This window comes from Coprococcus sp. BIOML-A2 (genome assembly GCF_009875795.1).
In the GTDB taxonomy this organism is placed as follows: domain Bacteria; phylum Bacillota; class Clostridia; order Lachnospirales; family Lachnospiraceae; genus Coprococcus; species Coprococcus aceti.
The window spans coordinates 327,501-348,771 of the sequence record NZ_WWSI01000003.1 but is presented as its reverse complement, the minus strand read 5'-3'; the positions used below and the strand labels follow the sequence as shown (position 1 = coordinate 348,771).

16 protein-coding genes (1 of these 16 running past the window's edge) are annotated in these 21,271 nt (G+C 45.6%); 15 read left to right on the top strand and 1 reads right to left on the bottom strand.

Annotated features, from left to right (window positions below; all coding sequences use genetic code 11):
• The first annotated feature begins 10 nt into the window (after nt 1-10).
• The 9 genes from GT575_RS08475 (at nt 11) to GT575_RS08435 (ending at nt 11,745) form a co-directional block, all read left to right on the top strand.
• On the top strand, nt 11-4,321 hold the full coding sequence (locus tag GT575_RS08475; RefSeq protein ID WP_022216892.1) for a hybrid sensor histidine kinase/response regulator: 4,311 nt from the start codon (nt 11-13) through the stop codon (nt 4,319-4,321).
• 72 nt (nt 4,322-4,393) lie between these two features.
• Complete coding sequence (gene purE, locus GT575_RS08470) at nt 4,394-4,885, top strand: 5-(carboxyamino)imidazole ribonucleotide mutase (protein WP_015535082.1); 492 nt, start codon at nt 4,394-4,396, stop codon at nt 4,883-4,885.
• A gap of 127 nt (nt 4,886-5,012) precedes the next feature.
• Nucleotides 5,013-5,978, top strand: a complete 966-nt coding sequence (locus GT575_RS08465) for a Rossmann-like and DUF2520 domain-containing protein (protein ID WP_117874935.1) — start codon at nt 5,013-5,015, stop codon at nt 5,976-5,978.
• Entirely contained in the window at nt 5,905-6,732 is an 828-nt protein-coding gene (panB, locus tag GT575_RS08460; protein WP_015535079.1) for a 3-methyl-2-oxobutanoate hydroxymethyltransferase, read from the top strand. Before GT575_RS08465 ends, panB begins: the two co-directional genes overlap by 74 nt.
• A 14-nt stretch (nt 6,733-6,746) precedes the next feature.
• Nucleotides 6,747-7,592 (top strand): pantoate--beta-alanine ligase, encoded by an 846-nt coding sequence (gene panC / locus GT575_RS08455; protein WP_015535078.1) that lies wholly within the window; start codon nt 6,747-6,749, stop codon nt 7,590-7,592.
• 35 nt (nt 7,593-7,627) lie between these two features.
• Complete coding sequence (gene coaBC / locus GT575_RS08450) at nt 7,628-8,848, top strand: bifunctional phosphopantothenoylcysteine decarboxylase/phosphopantothenate--cysteine ligase CoaBC (protein ID WP_161171867.1); 1,221 nt, start codon at nt 7,628-7,630, stop codon at nt 8,846-8,848.
• Between the two features lie 13 nt (nt 8,849-8,861).
• Nucleotides 8,862-9,326: a VanZ family protein gene (locus tag GT575_RS08445; protein WP_055223402.1), complete on the top strand. Its 465-nt coding sequence runs from the start codon at nt 8,862-8,864 to the stop codon at nt 9,324-9,326.
• Nucleotides 9,313-9,627, top strand: a complete 315-nt coding sequence (locus GT575_RS08440) for a hypothetical protein (RefSeq protein WP_015535076.1) — start codon at nt 9,313-9,315, stop codon at nt 9,625-9,627. The genes GT575_RS08445 and GT575_RS08440 overlap by 14 nt, the downstream gene beginning before the upstream one ends.
• Before the next feature lie 12 nt (nt 9,628-9,639).
• On the top strand, nt 9,640-11,745 hold the full coding sequence (locus GT575_RS08435; protein ID WP_161171866.1) for an aminopeptidase: 2,106 nt from the start codon (nt 9,640-9,642) through the stop codon (nt 11,743-11,745).
• 91 nt (nt 11,746-11,836) lie between these two features.
• Here GT575_RS08435 and GT575_RS08430 read toward each other — a convergent pair whose 3' ends face one another.
• On the bottom strand, nt 11,837-14,146 hold the full coding sequence (locus GT575_RS08430; protein WP_161171865.1) for a diguanylate cyclase: 2,310 nt from the start codon (nt 14,144-14,146) through the stop codon (nt 11,837-11,839).
• Nucleotides 14,147-14,371: 225 nt separating this feature from the next.
• On the opposite strand from GT575_RS08430, the gene purM reads away from it, so the two are divergent.
• From purM to radA, 6 genes are all read left to right on the top strand, one after another.
• The gene (purM, locus tag GT575_RS08425; protein ID WP_022216884.1) at nt 14,372-15,397 is read left to right on the top strand and encodes a phosphoribosylformylglycinamidine cyclo-ligase; all 1,026 of its coding nucleotides are present in this window, start codon (nt 14,372-14,374) and stop codon (nt 15,395-15,397) included.
• A complete protein-coding gene (gene purN / locus GT575_RS08420) occupies nt 15,391-16,017 on the top strand; it encodes a phosphoribosylglycinamide formyltransferase (protein ID WP_055146784.1) in 627 nt (208 codons plus the stop codon). The genes purM and purN overlap by 7 nt, the downstream gene beginning before the upstream one ends.
• A gap of 11 nt (nt 16,018-16,028) precedes the next feature.
• The gene (gene purD, locus GT575_RS08415; protein ID WP_022216882.1) at nt 16,029-17,300 is read left to right on the top strand and encodes a phosphoribosylamine--glycine ligase; all 1,272 of its coding nucleotides are present in this window, start codon (nt 16,029-16,031) and stop codon (nt 17,298-17,300) included.
• Nucleotides 17,301-17,488: 188 nt separating this feature from the next.
• Complete coding sequence (locus tag GT575_RS08410) at nt 17,489-19,972, top strand: ATP-dependent Clp protease ATP-binding subunit (RefSeq protein WP_161171864.1); 2,484 nt, start codon at nt 17,489-17,491, stop codon at nt 19,970-19,972.
• A gap of 236 nt (nt 19,973-20,208) precedes the next feature.
• Nucleotides 20,209-20,625: a hypothetical protein gene (locus GT575_RS08405; RefSeq protein ID WP_022216880.1), complete on the top strand. Its 417-nt coding sequence runs from the start codon at nt 20,209-20,211 to the stop codon at nt 20,623-20,625.
• Nucleotides 20,626-20,648: 23 nt separating this feature from the next.
• Nucleotides 20,649-21,271, top strand: the beginning of a protein-coding gene (gene radA, locus GT575_RS08400; protein WP_161171863.1) for a DNA repair protein RadA. The gene runs 739 nt beyond the window's last position; 623 of the gene's 1,362 nt are visible here — the first part of the coding sequence; it begins with the start codon at nt 20,649-20,651; its stop codon lies beyond the right edge, outside the window.

Below are 21,271 nucleotides of genomic sequence, written 5' to 3'. Positions count from 1 at the left end.
GGAGGAAAAAATGAGAGATCATCAAAAGAAACTTATCATATACGTGATAATACTTGCCGTGGCGACAGTGATGTGGCCACGGCTTAGTGTGTTTGCAGATGAGGATTTTACATCAAATTATAACCAGAGGACATTCTCCGATACCGATGGGTTTGACAGTGGAGAGGCAAATTGTGTGTGCCAGTCTGTGAGTGGATACATATGGATAGGTACGGACAACGGACTTTACAGGTATGACGGAAGTGAATTTACACTGTTCTCACTGGACGGTGACGAGGATGCCACGAAATATTCGATCAACTGCATTTATCTCACAAGTGATGAGAAGCTGTATGTTGGAACGGACAACTATGGACTCTACATGTATGATAACGGAACCTTTCAGAGAGTTTCCGAGATGTACAATCTGGGTGTGTCGACCATCAACGCCATGTACGAGGACGATAACAAGAATCTGTGGATAGCGGCCTCGTCGGGAATATTTCGTCTGTCATCTGACGGTGCGGAAGCTCTGGCTGATGATGTCGTGTCAGGACTCAGCGTGGGAAATATATCAGGACATGGGGACTATGTGTATGCAATAGCCAATAATGATATTTTGATAACCGTTGATCCTGAAAGACATGTCTCCATAACCAACAAGTCAGAGTACAGGGTCGACGATATAAACTCACTGTATGTTGACGAGAATGGCAACAGATATTATGGATCCGCCGGATACAGCATCCTTAAGATAGGAACAGACGGCAAGAATGAGATCATCAACACGGGCAACCTTCACGGAATCAACAAGATATATTCGGATGGCGACAACATCTGGGCGCTTGCCGATGACGGTGTTGGATATATCTCATCAAAGGGTAATGTGACAGCCATCGGGGGACTGAGCTTTAACGAGTCGATGAGCGATATGATCATAGACTTTGAGGGCAATTACTGGTTTACGTCATACAGAAAAGGTATTCTTCAGTTGGAGAGGAGCAAGTTCCAGAATGTCACCATGAAGTACGGCATAGACAGCTCCATCGTGAACTGTGTGACGAGCTACAATGGCAACACGTTTATAGGAACTGATGAAGGTCTGTATATCGTAGATTCAAATGGCAAGCTTGTGATGAGTGCGGACAATGAGCTCGTATCAAAGCTCAGCGGTATAAGTATACGAGATCTGTATGTGGATTCGGACGATCATCTGTGGATAGCTACATATAAGATATATGGTGTAATAAAGGTGAGCCGAAACTGGCAGTACAAGAGCTACAGCCGTGGAGAGTCATCACTCATAAGCAATGCCGTGAACTGTATAACTGAGATAAAGCCGGGAACGGTGGCGGTTGGAACAGAGAACGGTATATCTGTGATAGAGGGCGATGATGTCGTAAAGAGCATATCGAGACTGGATGGACTTGATAACCCTGACATAATCAGCCTGTACGCAGACGAGACCGGCGAGCTGTATGCCGGTTCCAACGGCGCTGGCGTGTTTATAGTTGACACGGATTATACTGTCGGCAAGATGAAGCTGGATGATACCCAGAAGATGAGCGTTGTGTCAAGTATGGTCCGCGGAAGCAGCGGTTTGTGGATAGGAACGGACAATGGTCTGTATTATCAGGAGGGAACCGTCAGACAGGTCACCACCGTGGATAACACCAACGGTATATACGATCTCATAATGGACGATCAGGGATACCTGTGGATGTTTGGTTCCAGAGGTTTATACAGATATTATGAGAAGGATATACTGAGCAATGCCTCACCTGAATATATAAGCTTTACGAAGAACGACGGAATAATATCCAACATAACAGAGAAATCAACCAACTATGTGTCAAAGACAGGCGTTGTGTATGTGTGCTGCGATGAAGGGCTGTGCAGGATAAATCTCAATTCAGAGTATGTGAACGAGGTAGCTCCTAGGGTTCGTATTGCCTCCATAGAGGTGGATGGAACTGAGCATCAGTTCTCAGATCTGGACGGACAGATAGATGTGCCGAAGAACACCAACAGAATAACTATCAAGTTCTCAGTCCTTAGTTATGTAAACCGTGCTGACATATCAGTGGAGTATTACCTTGAGGGCTTTGAGAGCGAGAAGAGAACGCTCACGGGAACTGACAAGATGGAGGTCGAGTACACCAATCTTGAGGGAGGTACTTACCGTTTTATGTTAACTGCAAAAAATGCGGACGGCGTGGAGTGTGAACAGCCGCTTACATTTGTCATAGACAAGGAACTTGGTTTTTTCGAGACGAATCTGGCAAAGATGCTCCTTGTGATATTTATAGTTCTTCTTATCTTAGTGGGAATAGCTGTTGCGAGAAGTATCTTCAAGCTTCTCAGAAGACAGAACGAGCAGGTGGAAGAGCTCAGCAAGAAGAGTGAGGAGGCGGAGAAGTCCAATCAGGCAAAGAATGATTATGTAAACTATCTTAATCATGAGATAAGGACTCCACTCAATAACATAATCGCCATCTCAGAGCTTGCCATGAGAAACTGTCAGGATACCCAGAGTGATGAGTATGCACAGTACGGTGCCATGTATGCTGCGGGAAGAGAGATACTCGATATGTCCGATGGAATATCGAAGCTTTCAAACCTCAAGGACGACATCATAGAGCCGGAGTACAAGCAGTATTTTGCCTCGGATCTCATAGATGAGCTCTCCGACGAATTCAAGTCCATGGTGAACAGTGATCTCATCGATCTCAAGGTCAGCATTGAGGACAAGATACCGAACGGACTCATAGGAGATATGACGGCGGTGAGAGAGATTCTTGAGAACATATTTGCATGGTCCGCAAATACTACAAAAGAGGGCTATATAAGCATAGACATTGACTGGCGTATAGCCAGAAGAGCTGACGAGGATGTAGATGAGGCGGAGGCCGAGGATTACACAGTCAGTGAATTCTCGGAGCTCATAGAGGAACCGGAGACTGAGATATCCCGAATATTTGACAGGGATCACGATGAGATATATCTGGACTTCAAGATATCGGATACAGGACTTGGAGTTAAGGAAGAGAGACTTGGAACATTGTTTGAGCTGGATGACTCCTATGAGAGATCAGATATAGGAATGTTCAGAGTCAGTCTTGGCCTTGCCATAGCCAAGGAGCTTGTGCGTATGCTGGATGGAAGCATCAGCGCAGAGAGCATATATGGCGCAGGAACGACCATACGCTTCAGCATCAAGCAGTCAGTGTTTGATTATAGTTATGTCAACTACAATGAGAGAAAGCGCAAGGAGATGGCGAGAAGAAATGCCAATTCACATCTGTGGCTGCCGGATGCCCGCATACTTATAGTGGACGACTCAGAGCTTGCATTACAGGTGGAGAAGACCATATTTGATACATATGGTCTGGCGTGCGACACAGCCACATCGGGATTTGATGCACTTGATAAGGTCATGGTGGAGAATTACGATATGGTATTTATCGACACCGTTATGCCTGTCATGGATGGACTGGATACCGTCAGGGAGATGAGAAATCTTGACGGCGAGGAGTACAAGAAGATGCCTATCATTGCGCTGTCCGCCAACACGGTCGAGACATCCAGAGAGGAGATACTCACATCGGGCTTCAACGATGTCATAGTTAAGCCGATAGAGCTCGATCAGGCAGAATCCATGCTGAGGACTTATATATCGGAGGACAAGATAAAGGAGAGAGACACAGAGCTTTCCCAGTCCGATGATGACATCAACTATATGGAGGATGCAGTCCTGCTTGGAAGATTTGTGTCCGTGGAAGATTCCGTCAAAGCCATGGGTGGAAGCTTCAGAACCTTTAACACATTTGTCAGAAATTACAGGGATGAGTACCGGGAAGAGGTACAGCAGCTCAGAAAATATATAGACGACGATGTGAGAAAGTACAAAAATATAATCCATGACATCAAGAGCAGCAGTGCAAATATCGGGGCTTACGGAATCGAGCGCAAGGCGGCCAACCTGGAGTCTGCGATAAATATCGGAAACCAGCAGTATGCCCGCGATAATACCCGCGATTTTATAGCTATGATGAACGACTTCTTCAAGCAGATAGACAAGTATATGTCAAAGATAAATCATGTGGAGGAGCCTGCTGAGAAGGAAGTCCGGGATGGAATAAACAAGAGCAAGCTCAAGGAGCTCAGGGCATTCTTGAGAGCGGGGGACCGCGAACCTGTGGAGGACCTTATACGTGATATTGACAGGTACTCCTACGGAGATATAGACACAGAGTTCTTCACTGCACTTAAGGAGTATGTGGGAACCGGAGATTACCAGACCTCCAGTGAGATGATAGACCAGTATCTCAACAGTATCTAACATTATATAAAGTGCGCAGGCAAAATAAGCCTGCGCTGCAATATAAATAAACAAGAAAAGAGGAAATGAAAAATGAGAGTAGCAATTATCATGGGATCAACAAGTGATCTGCCAAAGGTTGAGCCGGCAGTATCAATTCTTAAGAATTACGGTGTGGAGGTCGATGTGAGATGCCTTTCAGCACACAGAGCACACGCAGGACTTTCAGAATTCATCGAGGAAGCTAACAATAACGGAACAGAGGTCATAATCGCAGCTGCAGGAATGGCGGCAGCACTCCCTGGAGTTGTGGCATCACAGACAGTTCTCCCTGTTATTGGAGTACCTCTCTCAGGCGCAACTCTTGATGGAATGGATGCACTTCTTTCTATCGTTCAGATGCCTTCAGGAATCCCTGTTGCAACAGTTGCGATAAACGGAAGCAAGAATGCTGCATATCTTGCCCTTCAGATAATCGGTGTCAACAACGAGGCAGTCAGATTAAAGCTTCAGGATGAGCGTAGAGACATGGAAAAGGCAGCCATGAAAGCTAACGAAGAAGTAATAGAAAAGTTTAAGTACTAACTTTACAATTAAAAAGTGGAATGTTAGTATGTTGGATGGATGGTATTCGAAAGAAGCTGTACCTGAATCATGCTTCCACAGGAAGCGCATACACGGATACTGACAACAGATTTAAGCAGGTGATTGTATGAGGATTGGATTTATTGGAGCTGGAAAAGTCGGATTCACATTTGGCAGGTATATCGCAGAGAAGAGAGAGCTTGTCAGAGAGAAAACGGATGGAGCATTGTGCCTGGAGGTTGGTGGATATTTTAGCGCCAGCAGACAGAGTGCGGAGCTTGCAGCAGAGTTTACCGAGACCTGTGTGTACGACAGCCTGGAGCAGCTGTGTGAGTATAGTGAAATTATTTTTCTCACCGTTCCTGACGGACAGATAGGAGAGGTGTGGAAGAGTATAAAGGATCTTGACATTCGTGGCAGGATCATTTGTCACGCCAGTGGGGCGATGACATCAGATATTTTCTCAGGTATAACAGAGGCGGGAGCCTTTGGTTATTCGATTCATCCTATGTATGCAATAAGTTCAAAGTACGAATCCTATAAAGAACTGGACAATTCATTTTTTACAGTTGAGGGAGATGACAGACATGTCGATAAGGTATGTTCTGTCATAAGAGCCCTCGGCAATAGCTGTGTGCGCATTGATGGTACCGACAAGGTGAAGTATCACGGCGCTGCGGTGTTTGCAAGCAATCTGGTAACAGGGCTGCTGGCGGTTTCACAGGAGCTTCTGACACAGTGCGGCTTCTCGGCGGAGGAGGCACAGAGGGCTATAGTGCCTTTGTTCCTCGGCAATGCGAAAGCTGCGGCTGACAGGGGAACGGTTGACAGCCTGACAGGGCCTGTTGAGAGATGCGATACAGAAACTGTGAGAAAGCATCTGAATGCATTGAGCGGAGATGAACGGAGCGCATATGCTGCGGTGTCCAGATGCCTTGTGCCGGTGGCAGAGAGAAAGCACCCGGACAGAGATTATAGCGGTTTGATACGTCTACTGAACGGAATAGGAGAATTTAATTATGAAGAACACGACGGCAACACTCAGGCAGATGAAGGGAACGGACAAGAAGATATCCATGATCACAGCGTATGATTACACCATGGCGAAGATCGTGGATGAGTCAGGAGTCAACACTATTCTTGTTGGAGATTCCCTGGGCAACACTATCCTCGGATATGAGGACACGATCTCTGTAACTGTTGATGATATGATACATCACAGTGCAGCGGTGGCAAGGGGCGCAAAGAATGCTCTTGTTATCACAGATATGCCATTTATGTCCTATCAGACAAGCGTGTATGACGCGGTTGTCAATGCCGGAAGGATCATGAAGGAAGGACGTGCCGGAGCGGTGAAGCTTGAGGGCGGTCAGGACATGTGTCCGCAGATAAGCGCCATAGTCAAGGCGAGCATACCTGTATGTGCACATCTTGGACTCACACCACAGTCCATCAACGCATTTGGCGGATTCAAGGTGCAGGGCAAGACAGAGGCTGCAGCCAAGAAGCTCATAGAGGATGCAAAGGCTGTTGAGGAGGCAGGCGCATTCATGCTCGTAATGGAGTGCGTACCAGAGAAGCTTGCGAAGATAGTCACAGAGACAGTAAGCATCCCTACCATAGGAATAGGCGCAGGCCGTTACTGCGATGGACAGGTGCTTGTAAATCAGGATATGTTTGGCATGTATTCAGACTTTGTTCCAAAGTTCGTAAAGCAGTTTGCAAATGTGGGCGATGTTATGAGAGGTGCGGTTAAGGCTTATATCGATGAGATAAATGCCGGAACATTCCCGGGCCCTGAGCACACATACAAGATAGACGATGAAGTAATAGAGAAGTTATACTAAAGGAGAAAACGATCATGGTAATTTTAAAGAAGATAGATGAGGTAAGAGCGCAGGTTAAAGAGTGGAAGAAGCAGGGACTTACAGTTGGTCTTGTTCCTACAATGGGTTATCTTCACGAGGGACATCAGAGTCTTATCAAGAAGTCAGTGGAGCAGAACGACAGAACAGTTGTAAGCGTATTTGTAAATCCTATACAGTTTGGACCAAACGAGGATCTTGAGAGCTATCCAAGAGATCTTGAGGCTGATGCAAAGCTCTGTGAGAGCACAGGTGCAGACATCATATTCAATCCGGAGCCTGAGGAGATGTACGCAGACGGCTTCGTGTCATTCATCAACATGACAGGACTTCCAAATGCACTCTGCGGACTTACACGTCCAATACATTTCAAGGGTGTATGTACAGTTGTAGGAAAGCTCTTCAATATAGTTACACCTGACAGAGCATACTTTGGACAGAAGGATGCCCAGCAGCTTGCCATCATCATGAGAATGGTCAAGGATCTGAACTTTGATATAGAGATAGTCGGCTGTCCGATCATAAGAGAGGCGGACGGACTGGCAAAGAGCTCAAGAAACATCTACCTCACACCAGAGGAGAGAAAGGCTGCAGTAGTTCTCAGCAAGGCCGTAAAGCTTGGTCAGGACATGATAGCTGACGGAGAGAGAGACGCAGCGAAGATCGTTGGTGAGATGAAGAAGCTCATCTCTGCTGAACCGCTTGCAACTATCGACTATGTAGAGATGGTCAACATGGATACCATGCAGTCCATAGAGAAGGCAGAAGGACATGTACTCTGTGCAATGGCAGTCAAGTTCGGCAAGGCGAGACTGATTGACAACTTTATAGCTGAGTTATAGAATACAGCCTTTGAAGAAAGGATAAAATACACAGTATGTTAAAAGGAAAGACAGTAGTTCTCGGAGTCACAGGAAGCATTGCGGCATATAAGATAGCCAATCTGGCAAGTATGCTGGTGAAAAAGCATGCGGATGTGCATGTCATCATGACGGAGAACGCAACAAACTTTATCAATCCGATCACATTTGAGACGCTCACAGGCAACAAATGCCTGGTCGATACATTTGACAGGAATTTCCAGTTCAACGTGGAGCACGTAGCACTGGCAAAGAGGGCGGATGTGTTCATGGTGGCACCTGCGTCGGCCAATATAATCGGCAAGATAGCGGGGGGAATAGCAGACGATATGCTCAGCACAACGATCATGCCGGCAAAATGTCCTAAGATCATAGCACCGGCCATGAATACCGGAATGATAGAGAATCCTATAGTACAGGACAATATAAAGAAGCTTGAGTCATATGGATATGAGATAGTGGAATCCGCAACTGGATACCTTGCATGTGGAGACACAGGCAAGGGCAAGCTCCCTGATGCGGAGGTTCTTCAGGATTATATCCTTAAGGCCATAGCGAAAGAAAAGGATATGGCCGGGGTGAGACTTCTGGTTACGGCAGGCCCTACCCGTGAGGCCATAGACCCGGTCAGATATATAACGAATCACTCCACAGGCAAGATGGGATATGCCATTGCCAGACAGGCCATGCTCAGAGGGGCGGACGTCACCCTGGTCACAGGCAAGGTGGAGATAGAACCGCCGAGATTTGTCAATGTGGTTGACATAACATCGGCTCAGGATATGTACGAGGCTGTCATGGACAGAAGTACAGAGCAGGACGTGATCATCAAGGCTGCTGCGGTGGCTGATTACAGGCCTGCAGAGGTGGCAGAACACAAGATCAAGAAGGCTGATGGAGACATGAGAATCAAGCTTTCGAGAACGAAGGATATTCTGCTTGCACTTGGAAATCAGAGAATTGAAAAGGGGATACAGGATCAGATCATCTGCGGATTCTCCATGGAGACGAGGGATCTCATAGAGAATTCAAGGAAGAAGATAGATTCAAAGCATATAGATCTTATTGCGGCAAATAATTTAAAGGTCGCAGGGGCGGGATTTGGTGTTGATACCAATGTTCTCACTCTCATTACAAGGGACAGTATCAGTGAACTTCCGATGATGTCAAAGGAAGAGTGTGCAGACATGCTTCTTGACAGAATAATGGAGATGCGTAAAGCTGCAGACCTGTCCTGACAGGAGTAATATTTTGAAGCAGATAGATAGAAAAAAACTCAGGGCTGTGTGCTCTGTGTTGTTTGTGCTTTATATAATCTGTATCGTTTACTTTCTTATTTTCAGCGATATGTTTGGCAGAGGGGGATATGATGAACGCAGATACAATCTTCACCCTCTGCAGGAAATACAGCGGTTTATCACATACGGGGATCAGATGTCGCCAATGAGTGTATTTCTGAATCTCTATGGCAATATAATCGCATTTATACCGTTTGGTATGCTGCTCAGATGGGCGAGAAATAAGAACACGACATTTGTACAGGCTCTGCTGTACTCTCTGGGATTTACACTTGTCATAGAGACGGTGCAGTACATAACCAAACTGGGTGTGTTCGATATCGATGACATCATCATGAATACGCTTGGTGGAGTCATAGGATATTGTATATATTACGTTACAGCAAAACTTATCAGGAGATATCATGCAAAGAAGTAAGGAATTCAAAGTTTCGACACCGGGTCTGCCGACGGACACCATAATTGGATACTTTCTGGGCGGATTTGGCGGAGTGTTTGTGGTCATATCCATCATAAAATCCATACTTACCCAGGGAAAGGTACAGAGGGTGTACGGAGTCCTCATGGTCAGCGCGATGCTGATGGCATTTACAGGCCTGGTATTCTCGGCCATAGGCTACAGGGCGGACAACGGAGGTATAACAAACAAGAAGATGGCGATCATACTTAATGTTATAGTTCTTGGAGCGTCTGTTATATTTTTATTGATGGGATTATAGAAAGGGCATGCGATGAATTATTATAAGGATCTTACAGAAGAATATGATGATATAGAAGAGCGCTATGAGCTTATCATGGAACGTGTGAGACAGATAATCCATGAATCACTGGTAAAGGAGCCGTACAGAGATTATTTCAGTCATGTTGCCGGATTTATAGCTAGAATAGGAGATGTTCTGGAACTGGTAAAAAATGACGCACTGCCAGACAGGAGCCTTGATCAGCTTCAGGCGATGAACCATGGGCTGTACAATGATATACTGGGAGACAACTACAATAGAAGCTATGCAAATTACAGATATATCATGGGTGAGTTTTCAAAGGATTACACCCGTGACAAAGAGGAGATAAAGCGCATCGCCCAGCTTCTGGGATTTGTGTACAACGAGATAAGAGGAATGACAGTGTACGCATTTGAGGGCAGAGTGGTTGACATAACTTTGTTTGCGGAGCTGTTTGTCCAGATATATTTCATGTTTCAGGATGATTTTTCCGTGAAGGATCTGGAATCCGCTGTGTATTATTTTGAGAACGATTATGCCGAGTTCTGGATCACGTACAGGATAAGAGAGCAGCTTGACCCTGATCTCACATTTGCGACGGATATCATTATGAACAGCGATTTGGGCGATGTCACGTATCTGTACAGATATGGAGAGTATGTTGGAAAAAATGAGATCGACACGGCGATTTTCATGAGTACCCTGCCGGATTCAGAGATAGAGGCCATGGCAAGAACATTCACCGAGGGCTACAGACTGGGATTCGAGGCTGCCGGAATAGATCTCTCGAAGAAGAAAACTGTAAATATCCGATATTTCCTTGGACAGGAGAGGATGATAAGAGCCGCGATACTGCAGTTTGAGCAGATGGGTCTGAGGCCGATATGCTACCGATATGCGGCAAACAGGATCAACAGGAGACTTATACACAGGATAGGTTATTCGTCAAGCGTTCCTAACAGACAGCTCGAGTACGATCACAGGATGGATGAGGCACTCTTCATGGACAAGAAGCTCATGGAGAGAAAGCTGGAGGTGCTCAGACAGGCATACAAGAATATGGCCTATGAGGCTTCAGTATATGCGGGCCCTGCGGTGGTCGAGGTGTTCGGCGAGAACCCATTTGAGCCGGAGAACAGTGAACGGAATCCTGTGCTCGACAAGAAACAGCAGGAGGCTGCGATCTCATACCGCACAATGAGTTCACAGATCGTAAATGAATATATAGCCCAGGATCAGTGCAGCTTCACTATAATAGCATACCCTGTGCCGGAGATCGGAGATAGATACAGAGATATATTCAGGGATACTGTCAGGATCAACACACTGGACAATGATCTGTTCAGGGCGATCCATCAGAGTATGATAGATGAGCTTGATAAGGCTGAACACGTGAGGGTTGTCGGTCAGGGAGCAAATGTGACTGATATGACCGTTATGATGCACGAGATGACAGATCCATCGAAGGAGACCAACTTTGAGAACTGCGTAGCCGATGTGAATATACCTGTTGGAGAGGTGTTCACTTCACCGAAGCTCACCGGAACCCACGGAATATTAAACGTAAGTGAAGTATTCCTGGACGGCCTGAAATATGTGAATCTCAAGCTTACATTTGAGGATGGAAAAATAGCGGACTATACATGTGACAACTATCCGGATACGGAGAAGAACAAGGCGTATATAAAGGAGAATCTTCTGGGCGGAAGGGATACACTTCCTATAGGAGAGTTTGCAATAGGAACAAATACGACAGCATACGTCATGGCAAACAAATATGACATAGTGTATAAACTGCCTATCCTCATAGTTGAGAAGATGGGACCGCATTTTGCTGTGGGAGATACATGCTATAGCTGGAGTGAGGAAAATGTGCTCCACAATCCTGATGGCAAGGAGATCGTGGCAAAGGACAATGAGTGTTCTATTCTGAGAAAAACAGATGTGTCAAAGGCGTATTTCAACTGCCATACAGACATAACAATACCTTACGATGAGATAGGAGGAATATATTCCGTTCATCCGGATGGAACTGAAGTTCCGATCATCGAGAAGGGCAGATTTGTCCTGCCGGGAACAGAGAAGCTCAATGAAGCGCTGGATCAGGCAAAGTAGACCTATAGGACAAAAAGAGACAGATATCTATTTCAGTCGAAATAAATATCTGTCTCTCTTTATGTATATATCTTTGTTCTGATACTGAAGATTACTTCAGTATGGACATTCTCTTGTATCTCTTGTTTGAGTAAAGTGCCGTGTCTGCCTGTGAGAGTAGATCCTCGATGGTCTGTTCTCCATCGCAGACAAATTCAGTAACACCAACGCTCATCTCTATGAAGTATGGCTTGCCACAGGTTGCGTTCAGCTCGGCTGAGAAATCCTTGATCTTGCGCTGCACTTCGGTGACGTAATCGGAGTCGTCTATAAATGCAAAGCATACGAACTCATCGCCGCCTATTCTACCGATGACATCATGTGGACCAAAACTCTGGGACAGGATGTTCGCGATGTTCTTGAGGGCGAAGTCACCGTCCTTGTGTCCAAATTTGTCATTTACAACTTTCAGTGAATCCATATCAGCGAAGAGAAGTATAGCCTTCATTCCACAGTTTGACGGAATGTTGATATAGTATTCAACCCGCTCCATAAATCCACGTCTGTTATATATACCCGTCAGCTCATCTGATGTCGACAGGTGGTTCAGAAGCTCGTTCTTCTCGTGGATCTCGTTCAGAGACATCCTGAGCTGTTCCTGCGTGATGTTCTGCTCACGGAGCAGCGACATATATTTCAGTGCTGCACCGAGCTGCAGGCTGGTGGAATATATGGAACTGAAGTGAGCCACATCTGTGTTGCATATGAACACTCCGTGGTGATCCTCGTTTGTAAATATAGGAACTATGACGGATGTAAAACGCTTGTCATAGTATGTATATTCGTTGTCAAAAATTTCTACAGAAGGAACCCTTCTGGACTCTCCGAAAAGCACCTGACAATTGTTCGGGTTGAAGAAAGCCTGAAGGAAGACTGACTTTGGAACGATCCAGCTTCCCGTGTCTGTGATGCGCACAGGATCGTCGTATGTGTAGATGTAAGCTCCTTCGTAATTCAGCCCCTGAAGCTTGTGGAGGATGGATGTGTATGTCTTGCCAAGATCCTCGCCGTATGTCAGGGTGTCACGGGTTATGTATATTGATGACCAGCCCATCATCTTGTTCTCGTATATCGTGTTGTAAAGCTGATTCGAGATGAAGAGTGATATGGTGTTGGTTATGGTCGTGTTAAGTCTGTTGAACTGGAGACTCTTGGCTGCAGACAATTTACAGCTTGAGAAGATGGAAGCCAGTTCACGGAACATGTATGCTGTTTTCTGGACAGAATAAAAATCGGTCAGGTCAGATTCGAGAATACATTTGAGTTCATCGATGATCTTGTTCTGTGGGTACTCCGTATCTATGTCGCTCTTGATCACGGATACTATATCAATGAGTATCCTGTTGTAGGCGGACATGACCTTGGATGCGTAGAATGAATCTGCAATCTCACCGAAGAGACGGCCATCAAGAATATCGATGATGTCTGGTATATCCAGATCCAGCAAATGTCTGCCATCCTTCATCAGGTCACTCTCTGTGCACAGATGACAGCAGCAGGACACTCTGTTTATAAGTCGGGAATCCAAAGCCTCGGATTTCATGTTGCCGGTCTGGGCAAGTCTCACCGCCGCATACACTGCACGGAAACCGAGCTCACAGGAATTGATATTGACTGTTGTGAGTGGTGGATCCATGTTGACTGAAGATGGTGAATCGTCAAAACCGATGACCGACATGGTTTCTCCTATGCGTATTCCTCTGGCCTTGAGCTCTGCGTAACCGCCTATTGCCATGTGATCATTTGCAAATACGATGGCATCGGCATCCGGGTTGACATCCAGAAGCTGTGCAGTCTCCTCCTGACAGTATTCTGCGAAGTCGCCGTGTATTATCATGCGGTCCTCAACGCTGAGTCCGTTCTCAGAGAGAACCTCTCTGTATATCTTGAGTCTGAGATTGCTGTCGGTGTTGTCATCCTTGCCGGCAACAAAGCATATATGCTTTCTCTTGTGTTCTTTTATGAGATGTTCTATGGCATCCCTCATTCCTCTTGAATTGTCTGTTCTGATGCATGGATATCCCGGAAGCTTCTCCTCCAGTGTGAGGATAGGTATTCCATCAAAATGGGAAAGGAAAGAATTCATGTCCTTCTCCGATAACAGAGATGATATAGCTCCGACGGAGATGATAAGTGCGTCCAGACACTCAGGATGTGCATAGTAGAAAATCGAATTATACTGGTAATCATACAGTTGATTGGCAGGATCATAAAAGGAGGCATTCAGAAACATGCCCGGAAATACGATGAGATTGCAGTCAAGTTCCTTTGCTGCGTATTCAGCTCCTTTGCAAACCTCTGTTGCGTAATCGTTATCAATATGACATGTAAAAATACCGATGTTCAATCTGTTGTTGGTCATGCGGGTGCTCCTTTAGTAACTGCTTTTGCTGTAGTATAATCGACTGTTATATATTGCGGATAGCTATAATCACAATATATTGTGATTATATCACACGTTCACCACATTATCAATTTGTAATCATCTCAATCTTTACAAAGTATTCGATATAATCTATAATTTATTGGAATATTTGAAAAGGTGCCGGTGCGCCTTGTACAAAACAGATAACAGGAGGATAAGAAATTGGATTACAAGAATGCCGGAGTAGATATTGAAGCTGGATACAAGTCTGTGGAGCTTATGAAGAAGCACATCAAGACAACCATGAGACCTGAGGTACTTGGCGGAATTGGTGGATTCGCAGGAGCTTTCAGTCTCGCTAAGATCAAGGATATGGAAGAGCCTATACTTCTGTCAGGAACAGATGGATGCGGAACAAAGGTTCAGCTCGCTTATATTATGGATAAGCATGACACCATCGGAATCGACGCAGTGGCAATGTGTGTGAATGATATAGCATGCTCTGGTGGAGAGCCACTTTTCTTCCTTGACTATATAGCATGTGGCAAGAACTATCCTGAGAAGATTGCAACTATAGTAAGCGGCGTTGCAGAGGGATGCAACCAGTCAGGAGCTGCCCTCGTAGGTGGTGAGACAGCAGAACATCCGGGACTTATGCCTGAGGATGAGTACGACCTTGCAGGATTTGCAGTAGGTGTTGTTGAGAAGAAGGATCTTATTACAGGAGAGAGCATTAAGCCTGGAGATACACTTATAGGTATCGCTTCAAGTGGAGTGCACAGCAACGGTTTCTCACTTGTAAGAAAGGTTTTCGAGATGACAAAGGAATCTCTTGATACATATTACGACGAGCTTGGCAAGACACTCGGTGAGGCACTTATTGAGCCTACAAGAATCTATGTAAAGGCTCTCAAGTCAGTGAAGGATGCAGGCATTACGATCAAGGGATGCAGTCACATCACAGGTGGTGGATTCTATGAGAATATCCCAAGAATGCTTCCAGACGGAGTTCGTGCTCAGGTTAAGAAGGATTCATATGAGGTACCGGCTATATTCAAGCTTCTCGCAAAGAAAGGCGATATAGATGAGCATATGATGTACAACACATACAACATGGGAGTTGGTATGTGTCTTGCTATAGACCCTGCAGACGCAGATAAGACTATTGCAGCTATAGAAGCTGCCGGCGACAAGGCATTTGTTCTCGGTACAGTTGTAGCTGGTGAAAAGGGAGTAGACTTATGCTAAAGGTTGCAGTTCTGGTATCAGGCGGCGGAACCAATCTTCAGGCCATCATAGATGCCATAGATAATAAAGTCATAACAGATACGGAGATAGTTGCGGTCATAAGCAACAATAAGAATGCATTTGCTCTTGAGAGGGCGAAGAAGGTGGGAATAGCAGCGGAGGTCGTAAGCCCTAAGGATTACGCGGACAGAGCTCGATTCAACGAAGCACTTCTCGCAAAGCTTCAGGAGACCGGAGCGGATCTTATAGTTCTCGCAGGATATCTTGTGGTTATACCTGAGATAGTGATAGATGCATATCCGAATAAGATAGTCAACATACACCCATCACTCATACCGGCATTCTGCGGAACAGGCTACTATGGACTTAAAGTTCATGAGGCAGCCCTTGCAAGAGGTGTCAAGGTAGTGGGAGCTACGGTTCATTTTGTAGATAAAGGCACTGACACAGGTCCTATAATCATGCAGAAGGCGGTTGCAGTACAGAATGGAGATACACCAAAGGTTCTGCAGCAGCGTGTGATGGAGCAGGCCGAGTGGAAGCTTCTGCCTGCGGTTATAGACAAGATTGCCCATGGCAAAGTACATGTTGAAGATGGAATTGCAGTTGTAGAAGATTAGGAGGAATATCCATGAAAGTATTGGTAGTAGGAAGCGGCGGAAGAGAGCATGCTATAGTTACAAGTATTTCAAAGAGTGATAAAGTATCCAAGATATATTGTGCACCTGGCAACGCAGGTATCGCAGCACTTGCAGAGTGCGTTGATATAGGTGTGATGGATTTTGACAAGCTGGTTGCATTTGCAAAGGATAAGGCAGTCGATCTGGTTGTTGTTGCGCCGGATGATCCGCTTGTTGCAGGTGCGGTCGATGCATTTGAGGCAGCTGGTATCAGAGCATTCGGACCTCGTGCAAATGCAGCGATCATAGAGGGCTCAAAGGCGTTCTCCAAGGATCTCATGAAGAAGTATGGCATACCTACAGCGGCTTATGAGAACTTTACAGATGCCGATTCAGCGCTTAAGTACCTTGAGACAGCCACATTCCCTATAGTTTTAAAGGCTGACGGACTTGCACTCGGCAAGGGTGTTCTCATATGTAATGACCTTGAGGAGGCAAAGGCAGGCGTCAAGGAGATCATGCTTGACAAGCACTTTGGTTCAGCCGGAAATACCATGGTAATAGAGGAGTTCATGACAGGACGTGAGGTATCAGTCCTTTGCTTCTGTGATGGAACAACGATCAAGCCTATGACTTCAGCACAGGATCACAAGAGAGCAAAGGATGGAGATCAGGGACTCAACACAGGCGGAATGGGAACATTCTCCCCAAGTCCTTTCTATACAAAAGAGATAGACGAGTATTGCATGGAGAACATCTACAAGCCAACCATGGCTGCCATGAAGGCAGAGGGCAGAGAGTTCAAGGGAGTTCTGTTCTGCGGACTCATGATGACACCAAATGGTGTTAAGGTTCTCGAGTACAATGCAAGATTTGGCGATCCTGAGGCTCAGGTAGTTCTTCCTCGTATGAAGAATGATATTATCGATGTCATGGAGGCATGTATCGACGGAACACTTGATAAAGTTGATCTTCAGTTTGAGGACAATGCGGCAGTGTGCGTAGTTCTTGCATCAGACGGATACCCTGTATCATATGAGAAGGGCTATCCTATACATGGACTTGAGAAGTTTGATGGCAAGGATGACTACTTTGTATTCCATGCCGGCACAAAGTTTGACGGTGATCAGATCGTGACAAATGGCGGCCGTGTACTCGGTGTTACAGCAAAGGGCAAGGATCTTTTCGAGGCTCGTGCGAATGCATATGCTGCGACAGAGTGGATCACATTTGACAACAAGTACATGAGACATGATATAGGTAAGGCTATAGACGAGCAGTAATCTATAGATATATATTTACGGAAGAGGTTTTGAGAGAATTTGTCTCAAAACCTCTTTTGTATTCCTGTAATATATATGTTATAATGAAGCACGCTGATGCGTGCGTAGGTCATCGCGCTTACGCACGACGACATATGCTATAATGAAGCGCATAAAATCCTAGATTATTTAGATTTGAGGTGGACTGAATGAAATTACCGTACAGCAAAGAATCTGACATAGTTATAAAAGAGGCAAACAGGGTGGCGAGGAAGCTTGGACAGAATTTTGTCGGAAGCGAGCATTTTATCGTTGCACTGGCATCTGTAGCAGATACAACAGCGTACAGTATTCTGAACGAGAATGGTCTGGATATAGTTAAGATCATAGATGCGTTGAAGTATACATTGGAACCTGGTGGAGTAGTCACAGGGGAGAGAGACAAATATACGATGAGCGCAAGAAGGATTCTCGATGACTCACAGTATGAGGCGAGAAGACTCAATTCCCAGGAGGTGGGAACAGAGCATATCCTTCTGGCACTTATAAAGGAGACAGACTGTGTAGCTGTAAAGCTTATGGCATCAGAGAATGTAAATATCCAGAAGGTGTACACAGACATACTTCTGGCCTGTGGAAGCGATGCGAATACGGCAAAGAGAGAATATGCAGCACTGAAAAAGTCGAGAAATAAGAGCAAGACATCCACACCTACACTGGATCAGTATTCCAGAGATCTGACACAGGAAGCACGGATGGGCAATATGGATCCGGTCATCGGACGTACAAAAGAGATAGAGAGAGTCATGCAGATACTCAGCAGACGAATGAAGAACAATCCATGTATGGTCGGAGAGCCGGGTGTTGGAAAGACTGCTGTTGTGGAGGGCATAGCATATCTCATAGCCCACGATGAAGTGCCGGATACTGTAAAGGGTAAAAGGCTCCTTTCGCTTGACCTTTCAAGCATGGTTGCCGGATCCAAGTACAGAGGAGAGTTTGAGGACAGGATAAAGAAGGTCATCGGAGAGGTCATATCGGATGGCAATATCATATTGTTTGTGGATGAACTTCACACACTCATAGGGGCAGGCGGTGCCGAGGGTGCAATAGATGCGTCCAATATACTGAAGCCGTCCCTGTCACGCGGCGAGATCCAGATGATAGGTGCTACGACTCTGAACGAATATCGGAAGTATATAGAGAAGGATGCGGCCCTTGAGAGAAGATTCCAGCCGGTGTACGTGGATGAGCCTACAAGGGATGAGGCAGTGGAGATACTCAAGGGACTCAGACCATGCTATGAGCAGCATCACAATGTCGATATAAGCGATGATGCGGTTGAAGCTGCGGTGGATCTGTCCATCAGATATATAACAGACAGATTCCTGCCGGACAAAGCCATAGATCTTATGGATGAGGCATGCTCCAGAAAGAGGCTCGGATTCTCATCGGACAGACATAATTATGAGAAGAAAAAGGCTGTGGAGGCTGAGCTTACAACGCTCAACGACGATCTGGAGAAGGCACTCATGGCTGGCAATATAGAGGCGGCGGCAGAGGTGAGCGCGAGACAGAAGGAGCTTGCAAAGAAGAATGCAAGAAAGCAGTCTTCCAGCCAGAGAAATATCACAGTTCAGGAGAACGATATTGCGGATGTTGTGTCCGTGTGGACCAAGATCCCTGTGAGCAAGCTCACGGAGAAGGAGTCAAAGAAGCTTGAACGCCTTGAGAGTGAACTTCACAAGAGGGTAGTTGGCCAGGAGGAGGCTGTTACAGCCGTATCACGTGCTATCAAGAGAAGCAGAGTCGGACTTAAGGATCCGAAGAGACCGATGGGATCATTTCTGTTCCTCGGACCTACAGGTGTCGGTAAGACAGAGCTTTCCAAGGCTCTTGCAGATATAGTATTTGGAAGTGAGGATGCCCTGATAAGAGTTGACATGTCGGAGTACATGGAGAAGCACAGCGTGTCCAAGATGATAGGTTCACCTCCGGGTTATGTAGGCTTTGAGGAGGGCGGACAGCTCAGTGAGAAGGTCAGGACCAATCCGTATTCTGTTGTGCTGTTTGACGAGATAGAGAAGGCTCACAGCGATGTGTTCAACATTCTCCTTCAGGTACTTGATGACGGACACATAACGGATTCCCAGGGAAGAAAGGTGGATTTCAAGAACACCATCATAATCATGACCTCCAATACAGGGGCACAGGGTATAGTTGATCCTAAGCAGCTTGGATTTGTCACGGTAAGCGATGAGACAAAGGAACATGAGAAGATGAAGAGCAATGTAATGGATGAGCTCAAGAGAACCTTCAAGCCGGAGTTCCTGAACAGAATAGACGACATAATCGTGTTCCATGCCCTGAGCGAGGCAAATGTAAAGGATATAACCGGACTTATGTTAAAGGAACTTAAGAACCGTGTCCAGACACAGATGGATATTGAGCTTAAGTTCACCGACCATGCAAAGAAATATATCTTTGGAAAAGGCTATGACAAGAAGTATGGAGCAAGACCACTCAAAAGGGCTATCCAGACATATGTGGAGGATGTGCTTGCGGAGGCGATGCTTAGAGGTGATGTCAAAAAAGGTGATACAGTCACAGTGTCAACGAAGAAAAAGAAGGAAGCCGACGGAAAAACCACTGAGAAAATATCACTTACAGCGAAACAAAAGACAGAGGAATGATGTCGGATTAGATATTTGTGATGTGAGCATGATATACAGTAGTGCCAAGTGCGGAAAATTAAGCAGTAGAAATTAATATGAAATATTGGTGAAAATGCATAATTTTGTAGAAAAAAAGGATGCATTACTGTATAATGAAAATCACTAACGGATAGTATACAGAGATTATTGATATATATCAGGATATTATTGCGATAGAGTTCAGATCATACAAAAACAACAGGAGGATAAGATCAATGTCAGTAGTAAATGAATTGATAAATGCACAGGGGGAGTCATTGGAATTCGGTAATTATGAGCTTGGAGCAAAGACCAAGAAGGACGGTTTTGAGTTCCAGGGAGATATCTACAAGATAAAGACTTTCAACGAGATCACAAAGCTTGAGAAGAACGGAATGTTCGTATATGAGTCAGTACCGGGAACAGCAGTACATGGTTTCAAGGCTGATGAGAACGATGTTACATTTGTAGTTGAGGGACCAGAGAATGCGTCCATCACACTTGAGCTTGAGCCTGAGACAGAGTACAAGGTTCACGTAGACGATGTATATGTCGGCAAGAACAAGACCAACCTCGGTGGCAAGATGAGCATAAGCGTAGATCTTGAAGAGGGCAGACCAGTCAAGGTTGATGTTAAAAGAGCATTTGACTAATATAGCATACACAGGAGATATTTATGGCAAAAGGAAAACAGGTGTTTTTTTGCCAGGAATGTGGATTCGAATCGACAAAATGGATGGGGCAGTGCCCCGGCTGTAAAGCGTGGAATTCATTTTGCGAGGAGAAAGTGACAGTAGGCGCCAAGAGCCAGTCCGGTAGAAGGGCTGTCGTGGCGCCTACAAGCATTTTGGAGGTGGAGACCACCGACGAGACGCGTTTTACCACAGGAATAGGCGAATTAAACAGAGTATTAGGCGGCGGGATAGTGAGCGGATCCCTTGTGCTGGTGGGAGGAGATCCGGGTATAGGTAAATCCACCATATTGCTGCAGATGTGTAGGAATATGTCAGAGATGGGACAGAAGATACTTTATGTGTCAGGTGAGGAGTCCCTTTCACAGATAAAGATGAGGGCAGAGCGTATCGGAAATTTTACAAAGGATATGCTGCTTCTCTGTGTCAACAATCTCGAGGATGTGGAGGAGTATGTCAAGAAGGACACTCCAAAGGTCATTGTTATAGATTCCATACAGACCATAGTTACGGATGACGTGGAGTCTGCACCGGGAAGTGTATCCCAGGTAAAGGAAGTTACAGCCAGACTCATGAGGATGGCGAAGCAGACAGGGATCGCCATATT